This window comes from Cobetia sp. MM1IDA2H-1 (assembly GCF_002916775.2).
Classification (GTDB): domain Bacteria; phylum Pseudomonadota; class Gammaproteobacteria; order Pseudomonadales; family Halomonadaceae; genus Cobetia; species Cobetia marina.
In genome coordinates this window covers 3,986,706-4,009,462 of record NZ_CM133225.1, presented here as the reverse complement: position 1 = coordinate 4,009,462, position 22,757 = coordinate 3,986,706, and the positions used below count along the sequence as shown (strand labels likewise).

Annotated in this window: 24 protein-coding genes and 4 tRNA genes; all 28 read left to right on the top strand. The window is 59.0% G+C overall.

Features of this window, described 5'->3' with window-relative positions; genetic code table 11:
- Positions 1-16 precede the first annotated feature (16 nt).
- The 28 genes from BOH68_RS16900 to rplN all read left to right on the top strand — a co-directional run bounded on the left by BOH68_RS16900 (position 17) and on the right by rplN (position 22,744).
- Positions 17-100: transfer RNA gene (locus tag BOH68_RS16900), tRNA-Tyr, on the top strand.
- 46 nt (positions 101-146) lie between these two features.
- A tRNA-Gly gene (locus tag BOH68_RS16895) sits at positions 147-220 on the top strand.
- Positions 221-255: 35 nt separating this feature from the next.
- Positions 256-330, top strand: a tRNA-Thr gene (locus BOH68_RS16890).
- A gap of 163 nt (positions 331-493) precedes the next feature.
- A tRNA-Trp gene (locus tag BOH68_RS16885) sits at positions 494-569 on the top strand.
- A 77-nt stretch (positions 570-646) separates the two neighbouring features.
- On the top strand, positions 647-1,015 hold the full coding sequence (gene secE, locus BOH68_RS16880) for a preprotein translocase subunit SecE (RefSeq protein WP_043334897.1): 369 nt from the start codon (positions 647-649) through the stop codon (positions 1,013-1,015).
- A gap of 10 nt (positions 1,016-1,025) precedes the next feature.
- Positions 1,026-1,559, top strand: coding sequence for a transcription termination/antitermination protein NusG (gene nusG / locus BOH68_RS16875; RefSeq protein WP_065392619.1), 534 nt, complete (start codon positions 1,026-1,028; stop codon positions 1,557-1,559).
- A 117-nt stretch (positions 1,560-1,676) separates the two neighbouring features.
- Positions 1,677-2,108 carry a 50S ribosomal protein L11 gene (rplK, locus tag BOH68_RS16870; RefSeq protein ID WP_043334893.1) on the top strand — a complete coding sequence of 144 codons (432 nt, stop codon included), beginning with the start codon at positions 1,677-1,679 and terminating at the stop codon, positions 2,106-2,108.
- Between the two features lie 2 nt (positions 2,109-2,110).
- On the top strand, positions 2,111-2,803 hold the full coding sequence (gene rplA / locus BOH68_RS16865) for a 50S ribosomal protein L1 (protein WP_065392620.1): 693 nt from the start codon (positions 2,111-2,113) through the stop codon (positions 2,801-2,803).
- Positions 2,804-3,064: 261 nt separating this feature from the next.
- The gene (rplJ, locus tag BOH68_RS16860; protein WP_065392618.1) at positions 3,065-3,574 is read left to right on the top strand and encodes a 50S ribosomal protein L10; all 510 of its coding nucleotides are present in this window, start codon (positions 3,065-3,067) and stop codon (positions 3,572-3,574) included.
- A gap of 92 nt (positions 3,575-3,666) precedes the next feature.
- Positions 3,667-4,035: a 50S ribosomal protein L7/L12 gene (gene rplL / locus BOH68_RS16855; RefSeq protein WP_043334886.1), complete on the top strand. Its 369-nt coding sequence runs from the start codon at positions 3,667-3,669 to the stop codon at positions 4,033-4,035.
- 206 nt (positions 4,036-4,241) lie between these two features.
- A complete protein-coding gene (gene rpoB, locus BOH68_RS16850; RefSeq protein WP_077373342.1) occupies positions 4,242-8,318 on the top strand; it encodes a DNA-directed RNA polymerase subunit beta in 4,077 nt (1,358 codons plus the stop codon).
- Positions 8,319-8,406: 88 nt separating this feature from the next.
- Positions 8,407-12,648: a DNA-directed RNA polymerase subunit beta' gene (gene rpoC, locus BOH68_RS16845; protein WP_077373345.1), complete on the top strand. Its 4,242-nt coding sequence runs from the start codon at positions 8,407-8,409 to the stop codon at positions 12,646-12,648.
- A 137-nt stretch (positions 12,649-12,785) separates the two neighbouring features.
- The gene (gene rpsL / locus BOH68_RS16840; RefSeq protein ID WP_077373348.1) at positions 12,786-13,160 is read left to right on the top strand and encodes a 30S ribosomal protein S12; all 375 of its coding nucleotides are present in this window, start codon (positions 12,786-12,788) and stop codon (positions 13,158-13,160) included.
- Between the two features lie 101 nt (positions 13,161-13,261).
- Positions 13,262-13,732 carry a 30S ribosomal protein S7 gene (gene rpsG, locus BOH68_RS16835; RefSeq protein WP_043334878.1) on the top strand — a complete coding sequence of 157 codons (471 nt, stop codon included), beginning with the start codon at positions 13,262-13,264 and terminating at the stop codon, positions 13,730-13,732.
- A gap of 18 nt (positions 13,733-13,750) precedes the next feature.
- On the top strand, positions 13,751-15,868 hold the full coding sequence (fusA, locus tag BOH68_RS16830) for an elongation factor G (protein WP_065392571.1): 2,118 nt from the start codon (positions 13,751-13,753) through the stop codon (positions 15,866-15,868).
- Between the two features lie 29 nt (positions 15,869-15,897).
- Complete coding sequence (gene tuf / locus BOH68_RS16825) at positions 15,898-17,091, top strand: elongation factor Tu (RefSeq protein ID WP_065392570.1); 1,194 nt, start codon at positions 15,898-15,900, stop codon at positions 17,089-17,091.
- 147 nt (positions 17,092-17,238) lie between these two features.
- A complete protein-coding gene (gene rpsJ, locus BOH68_RS16820; protein WP_024950650.1) occupies positions 17,239-17,550 on the top strand; it encodes a 30S ribosomal protein S10 in 312 nt (103 codons plus the stop codon).
- Between the two features lie 146 nt (positions 17,551-17,696).
- Complete coding sequence (rplC, locus tag BOH68_RS16815) at positions 17,697-18,335, top strand: 50S ribosomal protein L3 (protein ID WP_065392569.1); 639 nt, start codon at positions 17,697-17,699, stop codon at positions 18,333-18,335.
- A gap of 13 nt (positions 18,336-18,348) precedes the next feature.
- Positions 18,349-18,954 carry a 50S ribosomal protein L4 gene (rplD, locus tag BOH68_RS16810; protein ID WP_065392568.1) on the top strand — a complete coding sequence of 202 codons (606 nt, stop codon included), beginning with the start codon at positions 18,349-18,351 and terminating at the stop codon, positions 18,952-18,954.
- Positions 18,951-19,247 (top strand): 50S ribosomal protein L23, encoded by a 297-nt coding sequence (rplW, locus tag BOH68_RS16805; RefSeq protein WP_065392567.1) that lies wholly within the window; start codon positions 18,951-18,953, stop codon positions 19,245-19,247. The genes rplD and rplW overlap by 4 nt, the downstream gene beginning before the upstream one ends.
- 16 nt (positions 19,248-19,263) lie before the next feature.
- Complete coding sequence (gene rplB / locus BOH68_RS16800) at positions 19,264-20,091, top strand: 50S ribosomal protein L2 (protein WP_043334862.1); 828 nt, start codon at positions 19,264-19,266, stop codon at positions 20,089-20,091.
- 22 nt (positions 20,092-20,113) lie between these two features.
- On the top strand, positions 20,114-20,389 hold the full coding sequence (gene rpsS / locus BOH68_RS16795; protein ID WP_024950655.1) for a 30S ribosomal protein S19: 276 nt from the start codon (positions 20,114-20,116) through the stop codon (positions 20,387-20,389).
- 19 nt (positions 20,390-20,408) lie between these two features.
- Positions 20,409-20,741 carry a 50S ribosomal protein L22 gene (rplV, locus tag BOH68_RS16790; RefSeq protein WP_043334859.1) on the top strand — a complete coding sequence of 111 codons (333 nt, stop codon included), beginning with the start codon at positions 20,409-20,411 and terminating at the stop codon, positions 20,739-20,741.
- A gap of 10 nt (positions 20,742-20,751) precedes the next feature.
- Positions 20,752-21,444 carry a 30S ribosomal protein S3 gene (gene rpsC / locus BOH68_RS16785; RefSeq protein ID WP_043334856.1) on the top strand — a complete coding sequence of 231 codons (693 nt, stop codon included), beginning with the start codon at positions 20,752-20,754 and terminating at the stop codon, positions 21,442-21,444.
- Between the two features lie 11 nt (positions 21,445-21,455).
- Positions 21,456-21,869 carry a 50S ribosomal protein L16 gene (rplP, locus tag BOH68_RS16780; RefSeq protein ID WP_043334854.1) on the top strand — a complete coding sequence of 138 codons (414 nt, stop codon included), beginning with the start codon at positions 21,456-21,458 and terminating at the stop codon, positions 21,867-21,869.
- Positions 21,869-22,060: a 50S ribosomal protein L29 gene (gene rpmC, locus BOH68_RS16775; protein ID WP_024950659.1), complete on the top strand. Its 192-nt coding sequence runs from the start codon at positions 21,869-21,871 to the stop codon at positions 22,058-22,060. Before rplP ends, rpmC begins: the two co-directional genes overlap by 1 nt.
- Before the next feature lies 1 nt (position 22,061).
- Entirely contained in the window at positions 22,062-22,322 is a 261-nt protein-coding gene (rpsQ, locus tag BOH68_RS16770) for a 30S ribosomal protein S17 (protein ID WP_043334852.1), read from the top strand.
- A 50-nt stretch (positions 22,323-22,372) separates the two neighbouring features.
- Positions 22,373-22,744, top strand: a complete 372-nt coding sequence (rplN, locus tag BOH68_RS16765; RefSeq protein WP_043334850.1) for a 50S ribosomal protein L14 — start codon at positions 22,373-22,375, stop codon at positions 22,742-22,744.
- The last annotated feature ends 13 nt before the right edge of the window (positions 22,745-22,757 follow it).

The window sequence follows — 22,757 nt, the reverse complement described above, 5'->3', positions numbered from 1 at the left end:
TTGTCGCCATAGAAGAGGTGGGGTTCCCGAGTGGCCAAAGGGAGCAGACTGTAAATCTGCCGCGAAAGCTTCGAAGGTTCGAATCCTTCCCCCACCACCAGATTCGCTCATGATGGCATATTCATCTGGGCAGCAAGAGTTGGAAAGCGGGCATAGTTTAATGGTAGAACCTCAGCCTTCCAAGCTGATGACGCGGGTTCGATTCCCGCTGCCCGCTCCAGTTCATCTCGTCTGACGAGATTGCGCAAAGGTTTTGCTCGTGTAGCTCAGGGGTAGAGCACACCCTTGGTAAGGGTGAGGTCGGCGGTTCAAATCCGCCCACGAGCTCCATACAACGGAAAGGCGAGTCGCAGTTTGGCTCGTCTTTTTCGTTTCCGACGACCTCCCAGGTCGCGGTCAAAGATAAGGCTTGTCAGTATGGGTTGTCTCAGCTATGATGGCGCCCGCTGTTAATTCAGCCTTGTTTTTAGTCTCTGGAACACGCAAGTGTTACAGGCCAGTAGCTCAATTGGCAGAGCAGCGGTCTCCAAAACCGCAGGTTGGGGGTTCGATTCCCTCCTGGCCTGCCATCCTTCCCCAGGATGGTATTCGACTTCTTACCGATTCTCGATTCTAGCGATCGCTGCACCCTTGAGGAGTCTCTTTGATGAAACAGAACGCCGAGGTGCAGGAAGCGCGCCACGACGGATTCAAGTGGTCGGTCGTTGTCATTCTTCTTGTGCTGGCTGTTGCCGGCAACGCCTATTTTGCTGACCAAGCGCTGCTTTATCGCGTGCTTGGCGTCGTCGTGCTTGGCGTTGCAGCGGCTGCTCTGGCCATCACGACCAACAAGGGTCGTGATGTCGTCGAGCTGGCAAGCAGTGCGCGCCGCGAGATCCAGCGCGTCGTTTGGCCGACCCGACAGGAAACTGTCCAGACAACTGCCATCGTGCTGGGTGCCGTGCTTATCGTGGGCCTGTTGCTATGGCTCATCGATACCACCCTCGGCTGGCTGATGTCCGGCATCGTCAGTTAACGGAGTTTCCATGTCCAAGCGTTGGTATGTCATACACGCCTATTCCGGTTTCGAAAAGCAGGTCATGCGCTCCCTGAATGAGCGTGTGAAGCTGTATGCCATGGAAGAACACTTCGGTGAGATCCTGGTGCCTGTGGAAGAAATCGTCGAGATGCGTGACGGCAAGCGCCGCAAGAGTGAGCGCAAGTTCTATCCAGGCTACGTGCTGGTCGAGATGGACATGAATGATCAGTCCTGGCACCTGGTGAATGAAACCCCGCGCGTCATGGGGTTCATCGGTGGCACGCCGGAGAAGCCGGCTGCGATCACCCAGAAAGAAGCCGACGCCATGTTGCGTCGCGTTCAGGACGGTACTGACAAGCCGCGTCCGAAGACTCTCTTCGAGCCGGGCGAGACAGTGCGCGTCACCGACGGTCCTTTCGCCGATTTCAATGGCGTCGTCGAAGAAGTGAATTACGAAAAGAGCCGTCTGCAGGTCAGCGTGCTGATCTTTGGGCGTGCCACGCCAGTGGAGCTCGAGTTCTCGCAGGTCGAGAAGGACTGATCTCTGGATCACCTTTCCTGTCTGGATACGAGCATCACGGCAACACGACGGGTCGCCTGAGGCGGCCCGGTTTCACGGGGAGCCGCAAGGCGCTACCACCCAAAATGGAGTCCTATCATGGCCAAGAAAGTACAGGCTTACATCAAGCTGCAGGTCGCAGCCGGTAAAGCTAACCCGAGCCCGCCCGTGGGTCCTGCCCTCGGTCAGCACGGTGTCAACATCATGGAGTTCTGTAAAGCGTTCAACGCCGCTACCCAGAACGTCGAGCCGGGCCTCCCGACTCCTGTGGTCATCACCGTGTATTCCGACCGCAGCTTCACCTTCGTCACCAAGACGCCGCCTGCCGCCGTCCTGCTGCTGAAGGCTGCTGGTCTGAAGTCCGGTTCTGGCGAGCCGAACAAGAAGAAGGTCGGTACCGTGACTCGCGCTCAGCTCGAAGAGATCGCGACCACCAAGGAACCGGATCTGACAGCTTCCAATCTGGACGCTGCTGTTCGCACCATCGCCGGTACTGCCCGTAGCATGGGCCTGAACGTGGAGGGTCTTTGATCATGGCCAAGATTTCAAAGCGCGCCCAGGCGATCAACGCAAAAGTCGAATCCGGCAAGGTCTACAGCGTCGAAGAAGCTGTCGCCCTGCTGTCCGAGCTGTCCACCGTCAAGTTCAAGGAGACTGTTGAAGTTTCTCTGAACCTGGGTGTCGATCCGCGTAAATCCGACCAGGTCGTTCGCGGCGCTACCGTCATGCCGAACGGCACCGGTAACGACGTGCGTGTCGCTGTCTTCACCCAGGGCGCCAACGCTGAAGCAGCGAAGGAAGCCGGTGCAGACGTCGTCGGCATGGACGATCTTGCTGAGCAGGTCAAGAAAGGCGTGATGGACTTCGACGTCGTCATCGCTTCTCCGGACGCCATGCGCGTCGTCGGTCAGCTGGGTCAGATCCTCGGCCCGCGCGGCCTGATGCCGAACCCGAAAGTCGGTACCGTGACGCCGGACGTCGCGACTGCCGTGAAGAATGCCAAGGCAGGTCAGGTGCGTTTCCGTACTGACAAGAACGGCATCATTCACGCCGGTATCGGCAAGATCGACTTCAGTGCAGACGCGATTCAGGGTAACATCGACGCCCTGGTCGCCGAAGTGAAGAAGCTGAAGCCGAGCACTTCCAAAGGTATCTACCTGAAGAAGATCACCCTGTCCAGCACCATGGGCCCGGGTCTGACCGTCGATCACGCCAAGTACGCGTAAGGCAGTCACAGAATGTTTCACTTTGCGGTCCCCGTGCTCAGCCGCGGGGCGCCGTCAAAGACCGCAGGTGCCAGCCTTGTCGCTTCGGTGGCAGGGCTGGCTTAATCGCGACGTGATGCCTGCATCGCGCGCAGCCTGCGCAGATGGTGTCCCAGCCTCGCTGGTGGCAGCCATCCTCCAAGACTCTCCCGCGCAGTTCAGGTGAGAGAGATGGTAAACCACTGGGGAATTCGTTCCCCGGCACGAAATGGAGTCAACACCGTGGCTTTAGGTCTCGAAGACAAGAAGGCAATTGTTGCTGAGGTCAGCGAAACCGCCAAGGGTGCTCTCTCCGTAGTCGCTGCCGACTCTCGTGGTGTAACTGTTGGCGCAATGACCGAATTGCGCAAGCAGTGCCGCGAAGCGGGCGTCCAGCTGCGTGTTGTTCGCAACACCCTGGCTCGCCGTGCGCTGTCCGGTACCTCTTATGAGGTGCTGAACGAGTCCTTCGTCGGCCCGACCCTGCTTGCATTCTCCATGGAACACCCGGGCGCTGGCGCTCGTCTGTTCAAGGAATTTGCCAAGAAGGTCGAGGCATTCGAAGTCAAGGCACTGGCCTACGAAGGCGAGTTCATCCCGGCGGCCAACATCGACCGTCTGGCATCTCTGCCGACCCGCGACGAAGCACTGTCCAAGCTGCTGTCTGTCATGAAGGAAGCTTCTGCAGGCAAGCTGGTCCGTACTATCGCAGCACTGCGCGATCAGAAGCAGGAAGCCGAAGCCGCCGCGTAAGCGTCGCTTCTTCCTCCTGGCTGTCTCGTGCAGCCTGAATCGATTTCCGTTTGACCGAGCATCTTTGCTCCGCAAAGTTTAGGATTGCTAAAATGGCACTGACCAAAGAAGACATCATCAACGCCGTCGCTGACATGACCGTCATGGAAGTGGCTGAGCTGATCGAAGCAATGGAAGAGAAGTTCGGCGTTTCTGCCGCTGCCGCCGTCGTTGCTGGCCCGGCCGCTGCAGGTGAAGCCGCTGAAGAACAGACCGAGTTCGACATCGTTCTGACTGCTGCTGGTGACAAGAAAGTCAACGTCATCAAGGCTGTTCGCGAACTGACTGGCCTGGGCCTGAAAGAAGCCAAGGCAGCTGTTGACGGCGCTCCGGCCACCCTGAAAGAAGGCGTGAGCAAGGAAGACGCTGAAGAAGCGAAGAAGAAGCTGGAAGAAGCTGGCGCGTCCGTGGAACTCAAGTAACTCGTGTTCCAGGCTACGCACGCTGCGTAAGCTTCCTGGCTGGTGGCGGACTCCGCCACCAGCCTTTTTCTGTTGCAAGACGAATTATGACGGCGAGCCAGCCCGCAAGGGAGGCTTGCCGTCCGCGCCTGATGGACATCGCCGCGCCATCAGGTATGAGCCGACCACGCATCGGTCACCCAAGGTGAACAAGCTGGGGAATACAGATGGCTTACTCATACACTGAGAAAAAACGCATCCGCAAGGATTTTGGCAAACTGCCCCAAGTGATGGATGTGCCTTACCTGCTGGCCATCCAGCTTGATTCCTACCACGACTTTCTCCAGCAGGACAGGGCGCCAGAACAGCGCCTGGAAGTCGGCCTTCACGCTGCCTTCAAGTCCGTGTTCCCGATTGCCAGTTTCTCTGGCAACGCAGCGCTCGAGTATGTCAGCTACCGTTTCGGTACGCCGGCGTTCGACGTAAAGGAATGTCAGCTGCGCGGAGTGACCTACTCTGCACCGCTGCGCGTGAAAGTGCGCCTGATGATCTACGACAAGGAATCGTCCAACAAGGCGATCAAGGACATCAAGGAGCAGGAAGTCTACATGGGGGAAATCCCCCTGATGACAGAGAACGGTACCTTCGTCATCAATGGTACTGAACGTGTCATCGTGTCTCAGCTGCATCGCTCGCCGGGTGTGTTCTTCGATCACGACAAGGGCAAGAGCCACTCGTCCGGCAAGTTGCTGTACTCCGCACGTGTGATTCCTTACCGCGGTTCCTGGCTGGACTTCGAGTTTGACCCGAAGGACAACGTCTACGTCCGTATCGACCGTCGTCGCAAGCTGCCGGCCTCCGTGCTGCTGCGTGCCATGGGCATGACCAGCGAAGAGATCCTCGGTACCTTCTTCGATACCACCATGTACCACATCGAGCGCAGCGGCTTCTCCGTTGAGCTGGTGCCGTCACGCCTGCGTGGCGAGACTGCCGCCTTCGACATCAAGGATGCCGATGGCAGCGTGATCGTGGAAGAAGGTCGTCGCATCACCCAGAAGCACGTCCGTCAGATGGAAAACTCCGGCCTCGAGCGTCTCGAAGTGCCGATGGAGTACCTCTACGGCAAGGTGCTGGCCAAGGATCAGATCGATCCGGCCACCGGTGAGCTGGTGTGCGAATGCAACAGCGAGATCACCCCGGAACTGCTGGAGAAGATGGCCCAGGCCAAGATCACCCAGTTCGAGGTCATCTACACCAACGATCTGGATTGCGGTCCGTTCGTGTCTGACACATTGAAGCTGGATACCACGCGTAATCAGCTCGAGGCACTGGTCGAGATCTACCGCATGATGCGTCCGGGCGAGCCGCCCACCAAGGACGCGGCAGAATCACTGTTCCAGAACCTGTTCTTCAGCGAAGACCGCTACGACCTGTCGGGCGTGGGTCGCATGAAGTTCAACCGTCGCCTGCGTCGCGAAAGCGATACCGGCAGCGGCGTGCTCGATCAGGACGATATCCTGACCGTCATGCAGGAGCTGATCAGCATCCGTAACGGCAATGGCGATGTCGATGACATCGACCACCTGGGCAACCGTCGTATTCGCTCTGTGGGCGAAATGGCGGAAAACCAGTTCCGTGTCGGTCTGGTCCGTGTCGAGCGTGCGGTCAAGGAGCGTCTCTCCATGGCCGAGAGCGAAGGCCTGATGCCGCAGGATCTCATCAACGCCAAGCCGGTTGCGGCGGCGGTGAAGGAATTCTTCGGTTCCAGCCAGCTCTCCCAGTTCATGGATCAGAACAACCCGCTGTCCGAAGTGACGCACAAGCGCCGTGTCTCCGCGCTTGGTCCGGGTGGTCTGACCCGTGAGCGCGCCGGCTTCGAAGTTCGTGACGTTCACGCCACGCACTACGGCCGTCTGTGCCCGATCGAGACGCCGGAAGGCCCGAACATCGGTCTGATCAACTCCCTGGCGACCTACTCCAAGACCAACAGCTATGGCTTCCTCGAGACGCCGTACCGCAAGGTCGTGGATTGTCAGGTCACCGACGACGTCGTCGATCTGTCCGCGATCGAGGAAGGCGATTTCATCATCGCCCAGGCCTCCGCGACCGTCGACGAGAACAACCGTCTGGTCGACGACCTGGTTCAGGTGCGTCACCGTGGCGAGACTACCTTCATGGCGCCGGAAAAGGTCACCATGATGGACGTGTCTCCGCGTCAGGTCGTCTCCGTCGCTGCGGCATTGATCCCGTTCCTCGAGCACGATGATGCCAACCGCGCCCTGATGGGTGCGAACATGCAGCGTCAGGCCGTTCCGACCCTGAAGGCTGACAAGCCGCTGGTCGGTACCGGCATGGAGCGCTTCGTGGCGCGTGACTCCGGCGTCTGCGCCGTGGCACGTCGTGGCGGTGTCATCGACTCCGTCGATGCCAAGCGTATCGTCGTGCGTGTGCGGGAAGAAGAGATCATCGGCGGTGAAGCCGGCGTTGATATCTACAACCTGACCAAGTACGTCCGCTCGAACCAGAACACCTGTCAGAACCAGCGTCCGATCGTGCGCCCGGGCGACGAAGTCGCCATCGGCGATATCCTGGCCGACGGCCCGTCCGTCGACATGGGGGATCTGGCACTGGGTCAGAACATGCGTCTGGCGTTCATGCCCTGGAACGGCTTCAACTTCGAGGACTCCATCCTGTTCTCGGAGCGTGTGGTGCAGGAAGATCGCTTCACCACCATCCACATCCAGGAACTGACCTGTGTCGCGCGTGACACCAAGCTCGGGCCGGAAGAAATCACGTCCGATATCCCGAACGTCGGCGAGTCCGCACTCTCCAAGCTGGATGAGTCCGGTGTCGTCTACATCGGTGCCGAGCTGAATCCGGGCGACATCCTGGTCGGCAAGGTCACGCCGAAGGGCGAGACCCAGCTGACGCCGGAAGAGAAGCTGCTGCGTGCCATCTTCGGCGAGAAGGCGTCCGACGTGAAGGACACCTCTCTGCGTGCCCCGACCGGCATGAAGGCCACCGTCATCGACGTTCAGGTCTTCACCCGTGACGGCGTCGAGAAGGATCAGCGTGCGCTCTCCATCGAGCAGATGCAGCTGGCCGAGGTCCGCAAGGACCTGCAGGAAACCTACCGCATCGCGGAAGAGGCGACCTTCGAGCGTCTGCAGCGCAACCTGGTCGGTCAGGCGGTCAACGGTGGTCCGAAGCTCAAGAAGGGCGACGTGCTGACCGATGACTACCTCGAGGCCCTGCCGCGTCAGGAGTGGTTCAAGCTGCGTCTGCAGGATGAATCTCTCAATGAGCTGCTGGCCCAGGCCGATGAGCAGCTCGAGATCCGTCGTCGCGAGATGGACGAGCGCTTCGAAGACAAGAAGCGCAAGCTCACCCAGGGCGATGATCTGGCACCGGGCGTGCTCAAGATCGTCAAGGTATACGTCGCCGTGAAGCGCCGTATCCAGCCGGGTGACAAGATGGCCGGTCGTCACGGTAACAAGGGTGTCATCTCCGCGATCATGCCGGTGGAAGACATGCCGTTCGATGGTTACGGCGAGCCGGTAGATGTCGTGCTGAACCCGCTGGGTGTTCCGTCGCGCATGAACGTCGGTCAGATCCTCGAGACCCACCTCGGCATGGCCGCGCGTGGTCTGGGCGTGAAGATCGAGCACATGCTGCGCGAAGAGCGTGCCGAGCAGGTCAAGCAGATCCGCGAGTTCCTCGACAAGGTGTACAACACCGTCGGTGGCCGCCAGGAAGACCTCTCCGTGCTCAGTGATGACGAGATCATCACCATGGCGCACAACCTGAAGAAGGGCGTGCCGATGGCGACGCCGGTCTTCGATGGTGCCAAGGAACACGAGATCAAGCAGTTGCTCACGCTGGCCGGTATCCCCGATTCCGGACAGATGGACCTCTACGATGGCCGCACCGGCGAGAAGTTCGATCGCAAGGTGACCGTCGGTTACATGTACATGCTCAAGCTCAACCACCTGGTGGATGACAAGATGCATGCGCGTTCGACCGGCTCCTACTCCCTCGTCACGCAGCAGCCGCTGGGTGGTAAGGCGCAGTTTGGTGGTCAGCGCTTCGGTGAGATGGAGGTCTGGGCCCTCGAGGCGTACGGCGCTGCCTACACCCTCCAGGAGATGCTCACGGTCAAGTCCGATGACGTGGAAGGCCGTACCAAGATGTACAAGAGCATCGTAGATGGCGATCACACCATGCAGGCGGGCATGCCCGAATCCTTCAACGTGCTGGTGAAGGAAATCCGCTCGCTGGGTATCGACATGGAGCTGGAAGGCTGACGCCGAAAAGCCACAAGTATTGACGGTCCGCAAAGCCTGGTGTCAGCAGCCAGGCTTTGCCCATGACAACTCCGCAACGGAGCGACCCATGAAAGATTTGGTGAAAGTTCTCAAATCGCAGGCGCAGTCCGAAGAATTCGACGCCATCAAGATTACCCTGGCGTCTCCGGACATGATTCGCTCGTGGTCTTTTGGTGAAGTGAAGAAGCCTGAAACCATCAATTACCGGACATTCAAGCCGGAACGTGATGGTCTTTTCTGTGCCAAGATCTTTGGTCCGGTGAAGGACTACGAGTGCCTGTGTGGCAAGTACAAGCGGATGAAGCATCGCGGCATCATCTGTGAGAAGTGTGGCGTTGAAGTGACCAAGGCGGCAGTGCGTCGTGAGCGTATGGCTCACATCGAACTGGCCAGCCCGGTCGCGCACATCTGGTTCCTGAAGTCGCTGCCGTCCCGTATCGGCATGCTGCTCGACATGACTCTGCGTGATATCGAGCGTGTGCTGTACTTCGAAAGCTTCGTGGTCATCGATCCGGGCATGACGACCCTCGAGAAGGGTCATCTGCTCAATGATGAGCAGTACTTCGAGGCGCTGGAAGAATTCGGCGATGACTTCGATGCCCGCATGGGTGCCGAGGCCATCAAGGCGCTGCTCGAGGACATCGAGCTGGAAGAAGAGGTCGAGCGCCTGCGCGAAGAGATTCCGCAGACCAACTCCGAGACCAAGATCAAGAAGCTGTCCAAGCGCCTCAAGCTGCTGGAAGCCTTCTACTATTCCGGCAACAAGCCGGGCTGGATGATCATGGAAGTGCTGCCAGTGCTGCCGCCGGACCTGCGTCCGCTGGTACCGCTGGACGGCGGCCGCTTCGCGACCTCGGATCTGAACGATCTGTATCGCCGCGTGATCAACCGCAACAACCGCCTCAAGCGTCTGCTCGACCTCAATGCGCCGGACATCATCGTGCGCAACGAGAAGCGCATGCTGCAGGAATCCGTGGATGCACTGCTCGACAACGGTCGTCGCGGTCGCGCCATCACCGGTTCCAACAAGCGTCCGCTGAAGTCACTGGCCGACATGATCAAGGGCAAGCAGGGTCGTTTCCGTCAGAACCTGCTGGGCAAGCGTGTCGACTACTCCGGTCGTTCCGTCATCACCGTCGGCCCGACCCTGCGTCTGCACCAGTGTGGTCTGCCGAAGAAGATGGCGCTTGAGCTGTTCAAGCCGTTCATCTACGCCAAGCTGCAGGCCTCCGGTCACGCCAGCACCATCAAGGCCGCCAAGAAGATGGTCGAGCGTGAAGCCCCGGAAGTCTGGGATTTCCTCGCCGACGTCATCCGCGAGCACCCGGTGCTGCTGAACCGTGCCCCGACTCTGCACCGTCTGGGTATCCAGGCGTTCGAGCCGCTGCTGATCGAAGGCAAGGCCATCCAGCTGCACCCGCTGGTCTGCGCGGCGTACAACGCCGACTTCGATGGTGACCAGATGGCCGTTCACGTACCGCTGACGCTGGAAGCCCAGCTGGAAGCGCGTGCGTTGATGATGTCGACCAACAACGTGCTGTCGCCGGCCAACGGCGAGCCGATCATCGTGCCGTCCCAGGACGTCGTGCTGGGTCTGTACTACATGACCCGCGAGAAGATCGGTGCCAAGGGTGAGGGCATGGCCTTCGCGAACCTGGGTGAAGTCGAGCGTGCCTTCGGCACGCACAGCGCTCACCTGCACGCGATGGTCAAGGTCCGTCTGACCGAGACGCTCAAGGATGAAGAATCCGGCGAGCTGTACGAGAAGACGTCCCTGCACGACACCACCATCGGTCGCGCACTGCTGTTCCGCATTCTGCCGAAGGGCATGCCGTTCGAGCTGATCAACCAGGTGATGAAGAAGAAAGCCATCTCCGGTCTGATCAACGAGGCGTACCGTCGTGTCGGTCTGAAGGACACCGTCATCTTCGCTGACCAGCTGATGTACACCGGCTTCCGTCTCGCGACCTGGTCCGGCGCCTCCATCGGCGTCAACGACTTCGTCATTCCGGACGCGAAGAAGGTCATCATCGACGCGGCCGAAGACGAAGTGAAAGAGATCGAAGACCAGTTCTCCTCCGGTCTCGTGACCGCGGGCGAGAAGTACAACAAGGTCATCGATATCTGGGCGCGTGCCAACGACCGTGTCGCCAAGGAGATGATGGCGGGTATCTCGAAAGAGACCGTCGTCAACTGGAAGGGCGAAGTGGTCAACGGCGAAGACGGCAAGCCGATGGAGCAGGAGTCGTTCAACAGCGTCTTCATCATGGCTGACTCCGGTGCTCGTGGTTCCGCGGCCCAGATTCGTCAGCTGGCCGGCATGCGTGGCCTGATGGCCAAGCCGGATGGCTCGATCATCGAGACGCCGATCACCGCCAACTTCCGTGAAGGTCTGAACGTACTCCAGTACTTCATCTCCACCCACGGTGCCCGTAAGGGTCTGGCGGATACGGCACTGAAGACCGCCAACTCCGGTTACCTGACGCGTCGTCTGGTCGATGTTGCCCAGGATCTGGTCATCACCGAAGCGGATTGTGGCACTCAGGAAGGTCTGATCCTGCACCCGGTCATCGAAGGCGGTGACATCATCGTCCCGCTGTCTCAGCGTGTGCTGGGTCGTGTCGTGGCACAGGATGTCGTCGATCCGGTCTCTGATGAGGTCCTGATCGCACGCGGCACCCTGCTGGATGAAGCCTGGTGTGCACAGCTCGATACCATGGGCGTCGATGAGATCATCGTGCGTACCACCATCGGCTGTGAAACCGTGCACGGTGTCTGCTCGGCCTGTTATGGCCGTGATCTGGCGCGTGGCCATCAGGTCAACGTCGGTGAAGCCATCGGTGTCATCGCGGCACAGTCCATCGGTGAGCCGGGTACCCAGCTGACCATGCGTACCTTCCACATCGGTGGTGCCGCCTCGCGTGCTTCTGCCGTGGATAGCGTCCAGGTCAAGCACGGCGGCCACGTGCGTCTGCACAACATCAAGTCGGTCGAGCGCGCGGATGGCAAGCTGATCGTCGTCTCGCGTTCCAGTGCGCTGGCTGTCGCTGACGATCACGGTCGTGAGCGTGAGTTCTACAAGCTGCCGTATGGTGCCGAGCTGTCCGTACGTGACGGTGACAAGGTCGAGTCCGGTCAGTCCGTCGCCAAGTGGGATCCGCACACTCACCCGATCGTCGCCGAAGTGGCGGGTCAGGTGCAGTTCACGGACATGGAAGATGGTCAGACCATCAACCGTACCACCGACGAGATGACAGGCCTGTCCTCCATCGAAGTCATCGAGAGCGCCTCGCGTCCGTCCGCGGCACGTGACAAGCGTCCGATGATCATGCTGGTGGATTCCAGTGGCAAGCACGTGACACTGCCGGGCTCCAACACGCCGGTCCAGTACCTGCTGCCGGGCAATGCCGTCGTGTCCGCCGAGAATGGCGCAGCCGTCGGTGTGGGTGACGTCATCGCACGTATCCCGATGGAAGCGTCCGGTAACAAGGACATCACCGGTGGTCTGCCGCGCGTTGCCGACCTGTTCGAAGCACGTCGTCCGAAGGAACCGGCCATCCTGGCCGAGATCTCCGGTACCGTGACCTTCGGCAAGGAAACCAAGGGCAAGCGTCGCCTGACCATCACGCCGGCCGAAGGTGACCCGTTCGAGCTGTTGATCCCGAAATGGCGCCAGATCAGCGTCTTCGAAGGGGAAACGGTCGAGAAGGGTGAGGTCATCTCCGATGGCCCGAGCAATCCGCACGATATCCTGCGTCTGCTCGGCGTCGCGGAAATGACCAAGTACATCACCACCGAAGTCCAGGAGGTCTATCGCCTCCAGGGTGTCGGCATCAACGACAAGCACATCGAAGTCATCGTGCGTCAGATGCTGCGCAAGGTGGAGATCACCGATTCCGGCGATTCCAGCTTCATCACCGGCGACCAGGTGGAATACGCCCGTGTCGTCGAAGAGAACATGCGTCTCGAGGCCGAAGGCAAGTTCCCGGCCAAGTTCGACCGCATCCTGCTCGGTATCACCAAGGCGAGCCTGGCGACAGAATCGTTCATCTCGGCGGCCTCCTTCCAGGAGACCACACGAGTTCTGACCGAAGCCTCTGTCACCGGCAAGCGCGATTATCTCCGTGGTCTGAAGGAGAACGTCGTGGTGGGTCGCCTGATCCCGGCGGGTACTGGCCTGGCTTATCACGATGAGCGTCGCCGCCGTCGTGATGGCCTGCCGCTCGCACCGGCCCCGTCGGCACAGGACGTCGAGCAGGAGCTGGGTGCCCAGCTGACCGCTCTCGACGCGGACGACGACGACCTCTGAGGTCTTGAGCCCCGCCGTCGCTGACGGCGGGGTTGACGCCCTTGTGGCCCAAGCCCTAGAATATGCAGCCTTTAACAGTAGGGCAGGTGCATCCTGTCCGATTGTTGGAAGGCAGTACAACCCATTGGAGCAAGCAAATGGCAACCGTAAACCAGCTCGTGCGCAAGCCGCGCAAGCGTCAGGCGTCCAAGAGTGACGTCCCTGCGCTGCAGGCATGCCCGCAGAAGCGTGGCGTGTGTACTCGCGTATACACCACTACCCCGAAGAAGCCGAACTCCGCACTCCGTAAGGTCTGCCGTGTTCGCCTGACCAACGGCTTCGAAGTCTCTTCCTACATCGGCGGTGAAGGTCACAACCTTCAGGAACACTCTGTTGTTCTGATCCGTGGCGGTCGTGTGAAGGATTTGCCGGGTGTCCGTTACCACACCGTTCGTGGTGCACTGGATACCTCTGGCGTGCAGAACCGTAAGCAGGGCCGTTCCAAGTACGGCGCCAAGCGTCCGAAGGCGTAATTCAAAGTTTAATATCGGTCTGATAAGAGTAAGGTCGGGTGTCGCGTCCATCGCGAGGCATCCCGGGTTTACCTGAAGGACCCTTCTACTGAGGGCTTATCATGCCTAGAAGACGTGTAGCAGCTAAGCGCGAAATCCTGCCGGATCCGAAGTTCGGAAGCGAGCGCCTGGCCAAGTTCATGAACCACCTGATGATCAGCGGCAAGAAGTCTGCAGCCGAGCGCATCGTTTACGGTGCCCTCGACCGTGTTGCCGAACGCTCCAATGATGAGCCGCTGGATCTCTTCGACAAGGCGTTGGAAGCCATCCAGCCGATGGTTGAGGTGAAGTCCCGTCGTGTCGGTGGTGCTACCTACCAGGTGCCGGTCGAAGTTCGTCCGTCCCGTCGCCAGGCACTGGCCATGCGTTGGCTGGTGGACGCTGCGCGCAAGCGCGGCGAAAAGACCATGGTGCAGCGCCTCTCTGGCGAGATCCTGGATGCCGCTGAAGGCAAGGGTTCTGCTGTGAAGAAGCGTGAAGACGTGCACCGCATGGCAGAAGCCAACAAGGCCTTCTCCCACTACCGCTTCTAAACAACGGGGATACTCACCGTGGCACGCAAGACTCCACTTAAGCGTTACCGCAACATCGGTATCTGTGCCCACGTCGACGCCGGTAAGACTACCACTACCGAGCGCGTCCTGTTCTACACCGGCCTGTCCCACAAGGTCGGCGAAGTCCACGATGGTGCTGCCACCATGGACTGGATGGAGCAGGAACAGGAACGTGGCATCACGATCACCTCTGCGGCGACCACCTGCTTCTGGCAGGGCATGAACAAGCAGTTCGACGAGCACCGTATCAACATCATCGATACTCCGGGGCACGTTGACTTCACTGTTGAAGTCGAGCGTTCACTGCGTGTTCTCGATGGCGCGGTCGTGGTGCTGTGTGGTTCTTCCGGTGTCCAGCCGCAGACAGAAACTGTCTGGCGTCAGGCCAACCGTTACGAAGTTCCGCGCATGATCTTCGTCAACAAGATGGACCGCGCTGGCGCGGACTTCTTCATGGTCGTCGAACAGGTGCGCAAGCGCCTGGGCGCGAACGCCGTGCCGATCCAGATCAACTGGGGCGCGGAAGACGAGTTCAAGGGCGTCATCGACCTGATCAAGATGAAGGCGATCGTCTGGGACGAAGACAATCACGGCATGAACTATGAGCTGATCGACATTCCGGCTGAGCTGCAAGACACAGCTGCCGAATGGCGTGAGCACATGCTCGAGTCTGCTGCTGAAGCGTCCGAAGAACTGATGGACAAGTACCTTGAAGAAGGCGACCTGACCGAGGAAGAAGTCAAGGCTGCGCTGCGTCAGCGTACCCTGGCCAACGAAATCTGCCTCGTGACCTGTGGTTCTGCCTTCAAGAACAAGGGTGTCCAGGCGGTTCTGGATGCGGTCATCGAATACATGCCGTCTCCGCTTGAAGTCAAGGCCATCGAAGGTGAGCTTGACGACAAGGACGGTACCATCGAGACCCGCGAAGCTGACGACAAGGCTCCGTTCGCGGCGCTGGCGTTCAAGATCGCGACCGACCCGTTCGTGGGTACCCTGACCTTCATCCGCGTCTACTCGGGCGTGCTGAAGTCTGGCGATGGCGTCTTCAACTCCGTCAAGAGCAAGAAGGAGCGTGTCGGTCGTATCGTCCAGATGCACTCCAACTCTCGTGAGGAGATCAAGGAAGTCTATGCTGGCGATATCGCCGCATGTATCGGTCTGAAAGACGTGACCACCGGGGATACCCTGTGTGATCCGGACAACAAGATCGTGCTTGAGCGCATGGAATTCCCTGAGCCGGTCATCTCCGTCGCCGTCGAGCCGAAGTCCAAGGCCGACCAGGAAAAGATGGGTGTCGCACTGGGCAAGCTGGCCCAGGAAGATCCGTCCTTCCGCGTCGAGACCGACGAAGAGTCTGGTCAGACCATCATCTCCGGTATGGGTGAGCTTCACCTGGACATCCTCGTTGACCGCATGCGTCGCGAGTTCAATGTCGAGGCGAACATCGGCAAGCCGCAGGTGGCTTACCGTGAGACCATCCGCACCAAGGTCGAGCAGGAAGGCAAGTTCGTTCGTCAGTCCGGTGGTCGTGGTCAGTTCGGTCACGTCTGGCTTCGCATTGAGCCTCTGACTGCAGAGGACAAGGGCGACGACGAAGAAATGACCTTCAAGTTCGAGTCCGAGATCGTCGGTGGTGCGGTTCCGAAGGAATACGTGCCGGCCGTCGAGAAGGGTGCCGCTGAGCAGCTCAAGAATGGTGTCATCGCCGGTTATCCGATGATCGACGTCAAGGTCACGCTGTTCGATGGTTCCTACCACGACGTCGACTCCAACGAGACCGCGTTCAAGGTTGCCTCTTCCATGGCGATCAAGGCCGGTGCCCCGAAAGCGGGTGCAGTGCTGCTTGAGCCGCTCATGAAAGTCGAAGTCGTCACGCCTGAAGATTTCATGGGTGACGTCATGGGCGACCTGAACCGTCGTCGTGGCCTCGTTCAGGGCATGGATGATTCTTCCACTGGCAAGATCATCAATGCACTGGTGCCGCTGGGTGAGATGTTCGGTTATGCGACCGACCTGCGCTCACAGACCCAGGGCCGCGCAAGCTACTCCATGGAGTTTGCGAAATACGACGAAGCGCCGAACAGCATCGTCGAAGCCGTCATCAACCAGAAGTAACCGATTAGCTAACGAAAGAGGTTATAGCAGTGGCTAAGGAAAAATTTGAGCGTTCGAAGCCGCACGTCAACGTCGGCACCATTGGTCACGTCGATCACGGCAAGACCACTCTGACTGCGGCACTGACTCGTGTCTCTGCAGAAGTTTTCGGTGGTGACGCGCGTGCGTTTGACTCCATCGATAACGCCCCGGAAGAGCGTGAGCGTGGTATCACCATCTCCACCGCTCACGTGGAATACCAGTCCGAAGTGCGTCACTACGCGCACGTCGACTGCCCGGGTCACGCTGACTACGTCAAGAACATGATCACCGGTGCTGCCCAGATGGACGGCGCTATCCTGGTCTGTTCCGCAGCTGACGGCCCCATGCCGCAGACTCGCGAGCACATCCTGCTGTCCCGTCAGGTCGGCGTTCCGTTCATCGTTGTCTTCCTGAACAAGGCTGACATGGTCGATGACGAAGAACTGCTCGAGCTGGTCGAGATGGAAGTGCGCGAACTCCTGAGCGAGTACGACTTCCCGGGTGACGACACTCCGATCGTCATCGGTTCTGCTCTGATGGCTCTGGAAGGCAAGGATGACAACGGCATGGGTACTACCGCCGTTGCCAACCTGATCAAGGCCCTGGATGCGTACATCCCGGAGCCGGAGCGTGCTATCGACCAGCCGTTCCTGATGCCGATCGAAGACGTCTTCTCCATCTCTGGCCGTGGTACCGTCGTGACTGGCCGCATCGAGCGTGGTCTGGTCAAGACTGGCGAAGAGATCGAGATCATCGGCGTGCGTGACACCACCAAGACTACCGTTACCGGTGTCGAGATGTTCCGCAAGCTGCTGGACGAAGGTCGTGCTGGTGAGAACGTCGGCGCTCTGCTGCGTGGCACCAAGCGTGATGACGTCGAGCGTGGCCAGGTTCTGGCCAAGCCGGGCTCCATCAAGCCGCACACCAAGTTCGAAGCAGAAGTCTACGTTCTGTCCAAGGAAGAAGGCGGTCGTCACACTCCGTTCTTCAAGGGCTATCGTCCGCAGTTCTACTTCCGTACCACTGACATCACTGGTACCTGTGAGCTGCCGGAAGGCGTCGAGATGGTCATGCCGGGCGACAACGTCCAGATGGTCGTGTCTCTGATCGCTCCGATCGCCATGGAAGATGGTCTGCGCTTCGCTATCCGTGAAGGCGGTCGTACCGTCGGCGCTGGCGTCGTGGCCAAGATTGTCGAGTAAGGTTCTCCTTACCTGACACAGAAGGGGGCCCTGTTGGGCCCCCTTTTCTCGCATGTTTGACACCTGATGTCAGTCTGCCTATAATGCGCATCCTTTGAATGCGTGGGTGACGGCCTACGCCGTCGACATCCATTGGAGTTTTGGGCAATGCAAAACCAGAAGATTCGCATCCGGTTGAAAGCATTCGACCACCGTCTGATCGACCAGTCCTCTGCAGAGATCGTTGAAACTGCAAAGCGTACCGGTGCTCAGGTTCGTGGCCCGATCCCGCTGCCGACCCGTCGCGAGCGTTACACCATCCTGGTCTCTCCGCACGTCAACAAGGACGCGCGTGACCAGTATGAGATTCGTACCCACAAGCGCGTTCTCGACATCGTCGAGCCGACAGAGAAGACTGTCGACGCGCTGATGAAGCTTGACCTGGCCGCCGGTGTGGACGTCCAGATCAAGGTTGACTGATACCTCACTAGTCACTGCGGCCCAGCGCTCTCAATGATGGAGCAGCAGCCGCCACGCCGGGATGGCGTCATACAATGTGCTAGTGGAATGCTCTGGAAAGGGCAGCCATAGCGGGTGACAGCCCCGTACACTAAAGGAGACTGAACATGTCTATCGGTTTAGTCGGTAAGAAGGCCGGGATGACCCGCGTCTTCACCGAAGCTGGCGCATCCGTGCCGGTTACCGTGATTGAAGTTGAGCCGAACCGCATCGTGACCATCAAGTCCGTCGAGACTGATGGCTACAATGCGATTCAGGTGACAACTGGTTCCCGCAAGGCCAAGCACCTCACCAAGGCAACTGCTGGTCAGTATGCCAAGGCGGGTGTTGAGGCTGGTCGTTCCCTGATGGAGTTCCGCCTGGAAGAAGGCGATGAAGCTCCTGCAGTGGGCGGCGAACTCACCGTATCCCTCTTTGAAGCTGGTCAGAAGATTGACGTGACTGGCACCTCCAAGGGTAAAGGTTTCCAGGGCGCAGTTAAGCGCTGGAACTTCCGCACCCAAGACGCTACCCACGGTAACTCACTGTCGCACCGCGCGCCGGGTTCCATCGGTAACTGTCAGACCCCGGGCCGCGTCTTCAAAGGTAAGAAGATGGCTGGCCAGATGGGCAACGTCCGTTCCACCGTCCAGAGCCTGGAAGTGGTCCGCGTCGACGCTGAGCGCAATCTTCTGTTGGTCAAGGGTGCCGTTCCAGGTGCTCCGGGCGGCGAAGTGATCGTGCGTTCCGCTGTGAAAGCTCGCTGAGGGGAATTAACCGATGAATCTTAATCTTGCAGGTGCAGGCGGCGCAGTAGACGTCTCCGATGCTACCTTTGGTAAGGACTTCAACGAGGCTCTGGTTCACCAGGTCGTCACCGCCTATCTGGCTGGTGCGCGTCAGGGTACCGTGGCTCAGAAGACCCGTTCTGACGTGTCCGGCGGTGGCAAGAAGCCGTGGCGTCAGAAAGGTACTGGCCGCGCTCGTGCCGGTACCATCCGTTCCCCGCTGTGGCGTTCTGGCGGTGTGACCTTTGCAGCGCGTCCGCAGGACCACTCGCACAAGGTCAACCGCAAGATGTATCGCGCTGCCATGCGTTCCATCCTGTCCGAGCTGGTCCGTCAGGATCGCCTGGTCGCGGTCGACGCAATCACTGTCGATGCTCCGAAGACCAAGCTGCTGATCGCCAAGCTCCAGGAACTGGGCCTTGAGAAAGCGCTGATCGTCACAGAAGAGCAGGACGTCAATCTGTACCTGGCTGCGCGCAACATCCCGTATGTTGACGTCGTCAATGTCGCTGGCGCTGACCCGGTCAGCCTCGTCGGATACGACAAGGTGCTGATGACTGTCGCTGCCCTGCGCAAGTTCGAGGAGAACCTGGGATGAATCAGGAACGCGTATTCAAGGTCCTGCTTGGTCCTCACATGACCGAGAAGGCCGCGGTCGCTGCCGAGAACAACCAGTACGTGTTCAAGGTTGCCAGCGACGCGACAAAGCCCGAAATCAAGAAAGCCGTCGAAGAGCTGTTTGGCAAGAAAGTCGATCGTGTTCAGGTTCTGAACATGAAAGGCAAGACCAAGCGCACCGCTCGCGGTGTTGGTCGTCGCGCTGGTTATCGCAAGGCCTATGTAACTCTGGCCGCCGGCGAGACCATCGAAGACTTCTCTGGCGCCGAGTAAGGCAGGAGTACGGAACATGGCAATTGTTAAGACAAAACCTACCTCCGCCGGTCGCCGCCACCTGGTAAAAGTCGTCAATGACGAACTTTTCAAAGGTCGCGCGTACGCTCCGCTGCTTGAAAAGCAGTCAAAGTCCGGTGGTCGTAACAATAATGGTCGCATCACTACTCGCCACATCGGCGGTGGTCATCGTCACCATTACCGTCTGGTCGACTTCAAGCGCAACAAGGATGGCATTCCGGCCATCGTCGAGCGCCTGGAATACGATCCGAACCGTAGCGCGAACATCGCGCTGGTGAAGTACCTCGATGGCGAACGTCGCTACATCATTGCACCGAAAGGTGTCTCTGCTGGCGACCGTCTCGAGTCCGGTGTCAACGCACCGATCAAGAAAGGCAACGCTCTGCCGCTGCGCAATGTCCCGGTGGGTTCCACCGTTCACTGTGTAGAGCTGAAGCCGGGCAAGGGCGCTCAGATCGCTCGTAGTGCAGGTACCAGTGCCCAGGTCGTGGCACGTGACGGTAACTACACCACGTTGCGTCTGCGCTCTGGCGAGATGCGTAAGGTGCTGTCCGAATGCCGTGCAACACTCGGCGAAGTGGGCAACTCCGAGCACAGCCTCCGTCAACTGGGCAAGGCCGGTGCTAAGCGTTGGAGAGGCGTGCGCCCGACCGTTCGCGGTGTCGCGATGAACCCTGTCGATCACCCGCATGGTGGTGGTGAAGGTCGTACCTCTGGTGGCCGTCATCCGGTCAGCCCGTGGGGCGTCCCGACCAAGGGTCACAAGACTCGCAAGAACAAGCGCACCGATAAGCTTATCGTCCGTCGCCGCAAGGCCAAGTAACAGATATTGAGAGGTAACGGCTGTGCCACGTTCACTGAAGAAAGGTCCATTTATTGACCTTCATCTGCTGAAGAAGGTTGAGACAGCAGTGGAAAAGAACGACCGCAAACCGATCAAGACCTGGTCGCGTCGTTCCATGATCCTGCCGAACATGGTCGGGCTCACCATTGCCGTCCATAACGGTCGCCAGCATGTCCCGGTTCTCGTTTCTGAGGAAATGGTCGGTCACAAGCTCGGCGAGTTTGCTGCCACCCGCACATACCGCGGGCACGCTGCAGATAAAAAAGCCAAACGGTAAGCCAGAGAGGATTTAAGAGATGGAAGTAGCTGCTAAGCTGCGCGGCGCTCGTTTATCCGCCCAGAAGGCCCGTTTGGTGGCTGACCAGGTGCGCGGTAAGCCGGTCGCCGAGGCGCTGAATCTGCTCGCTTTCTCACCGAAGAAGGCCGCGAAGATTGTTCGCAAGGTTCTGCAGTCCGCGATCGCGAATGCGGAAGAAAACAACGGCATGGACATTGACGAGCTTCGCGTCTCGACTATCTGTGTCGACGAGGGCATGACGCTCAAGCGCATCCAGCCACGTGCCAAAGGCCGTGCGGATCGCATCTTGAAGCGCACTTGTCATATCACCGTCAAGGTAGCCGAGAAGTAGGAGACGACCAATGGGTCAGAAAGTTAATCCGACAGGTTTCCGACTGGGTATTGTCAAGGATCATACCTCTGTCTGGTACGCCGAAGGCGCTACCTATGCCGACAAACTGAACAACGATCTGCAGGTGCGTGGATTCCTGGAAGAGCGTCTGAAAAGCGCTTCCGTGAGCCGCATCAGCATCGAGCGTCCGGCAAACAACGCCCGTATTACCATTCACACTGCCCGTCCGGGTATCGTGATCGGTAAGAAAGGTGAAGATGTCGATCGCCTTCGTCGTGAAGTTTCCGAGATGATGGGCGTTCCCGTCCACATCAACATCGAGGAGATTCGCAAGCCGGAACTCGATGCCAAGCTGGTCGCTGCCAATGTGGCAGGTCAGCTCGAGCGTCGTGTCATGTTCCGTCGTGCGATGAAGCGTGCTGTGCAGAACGCAATGCGTCTGGGCGCCAAGGGCATCAAGATTCAGCTCTCCGGTCGTCTCGGCGGTGCCGAAATCGCCCGTACCGAATGGTACCGCGAAGGCCGCGTTCCGCTTCACACCCTGCGTGCTGACATTGATTACTCCACCTTCGAAGCTCACACCACCTACGGCATCATTGGTGTCAAGGTCTGGATCTTCAAAGGCGAGATCCTCGGTGGCATCGAAGAGGTGCGAGCCAAGGCGAAGCAGCCCGCGTCCGCACCCAAGAAGAAAGGCAAGTAAGGGGGTAATCGATGTTACAGCCCAAGCGTATGAAATTCCGCAAGATGCAGAAAGGTCGCAATCGTGGCCTGGCGCATCGCGGAAGCAAGGTAAGCTTTGGTGAGTTTGGCCTGAAAGCCACCGGCCGTGGTCGTATCACCGCTCGTCAGATCGAAGCTGGCCGTCGTGCCATCACTCGTCACGTCAAGCGTGGCGGTAAGATCTGGATCCGCGTCTTCCCAGACAAGCCGATTTCCAACAAGCCGTTGGAAGTTCGTATGGGTAAAGGTAAGGGTTCTGTCGAGTACTGGGTCGCACAGATCCAGCCCGGCAAGGTCCTTTACGAGATCGAAGGTGTATCCGAAGAGCTGGCCCGTGAAGCATTCAGTCTGGCCGCTATGAAGATGCCGATCTCCACCACCTTTGTTAAGCGGACGGTGATGTGATGAAAGCCCAAGAACTCCGTGAAAAGTCAGTCGAGGCGCTCCAGGAGCAGTTGTTCGAACTGCTGCGTGAGCAATTCAATCTGCGCATGCAGAAGGCTACCGGTCAGCTGAGCCAGGTTCACCTGCTCAAGCAGACTCGTCGCCAAATTGCTCAGGTTAAGACTGTGCTCAACCAGAAGTCAGGTGAGTAAAATGGCCGAAGAAACTAAAGCACGCACACTCACCGGCAAGGTGGTGAGTGACAAGATGGAAAAATCCATCGTTGTCATGGTCGAGCGCCGTGAGCGTCACCCGATCTATGGCAAGTACCTGAGACGCTCCACCAAGCTGCACGCCCATGATGAGGCGAATCAGGCTCGGATCGGTGACACCGTCTCTATCGCCGAGACTCGTCCGCTGTCCAAGAAGAAAGCCTGGACCCTGGTCGAGGTGGTTGAACAGGCCAAGGGTTGATCCCTAGGCCAGTTCCCACCAGGCAGTCAGATTAGGTTTGGAGAAAACCGATGATTCAGACTCAGACAATGCTGGATGTCGCCGACAACAGTGGCGCGCGCCGGGTGCAATGCATCAAGGTGCTGGGTGGTTCACACCGCCGTTACGCTCGTGTTGGAGACATCATCAAGGTCACCGTCAAAGAAGCTATCCCGCGTGGCAAGGTCAAGAAAGGCCAAGTCATGAAGGCAGTGGTCGTTCGTACCAAAGCCGGTGTCCGTCGTAATGACGGTTCCGTGATCCGCTTCGACGGTAATGCGGCCGTTCTGTTGAATAACACCAACGAACAGCCGATCGGTACCCGTATCTTCGGCCCGGTTACCCGTGAACTTCGCAGTGAGAAGTTCATGAAGATCATTTCCCTGGCGCCCGAAGTGCTGTAAGGAGCGGAAGCGG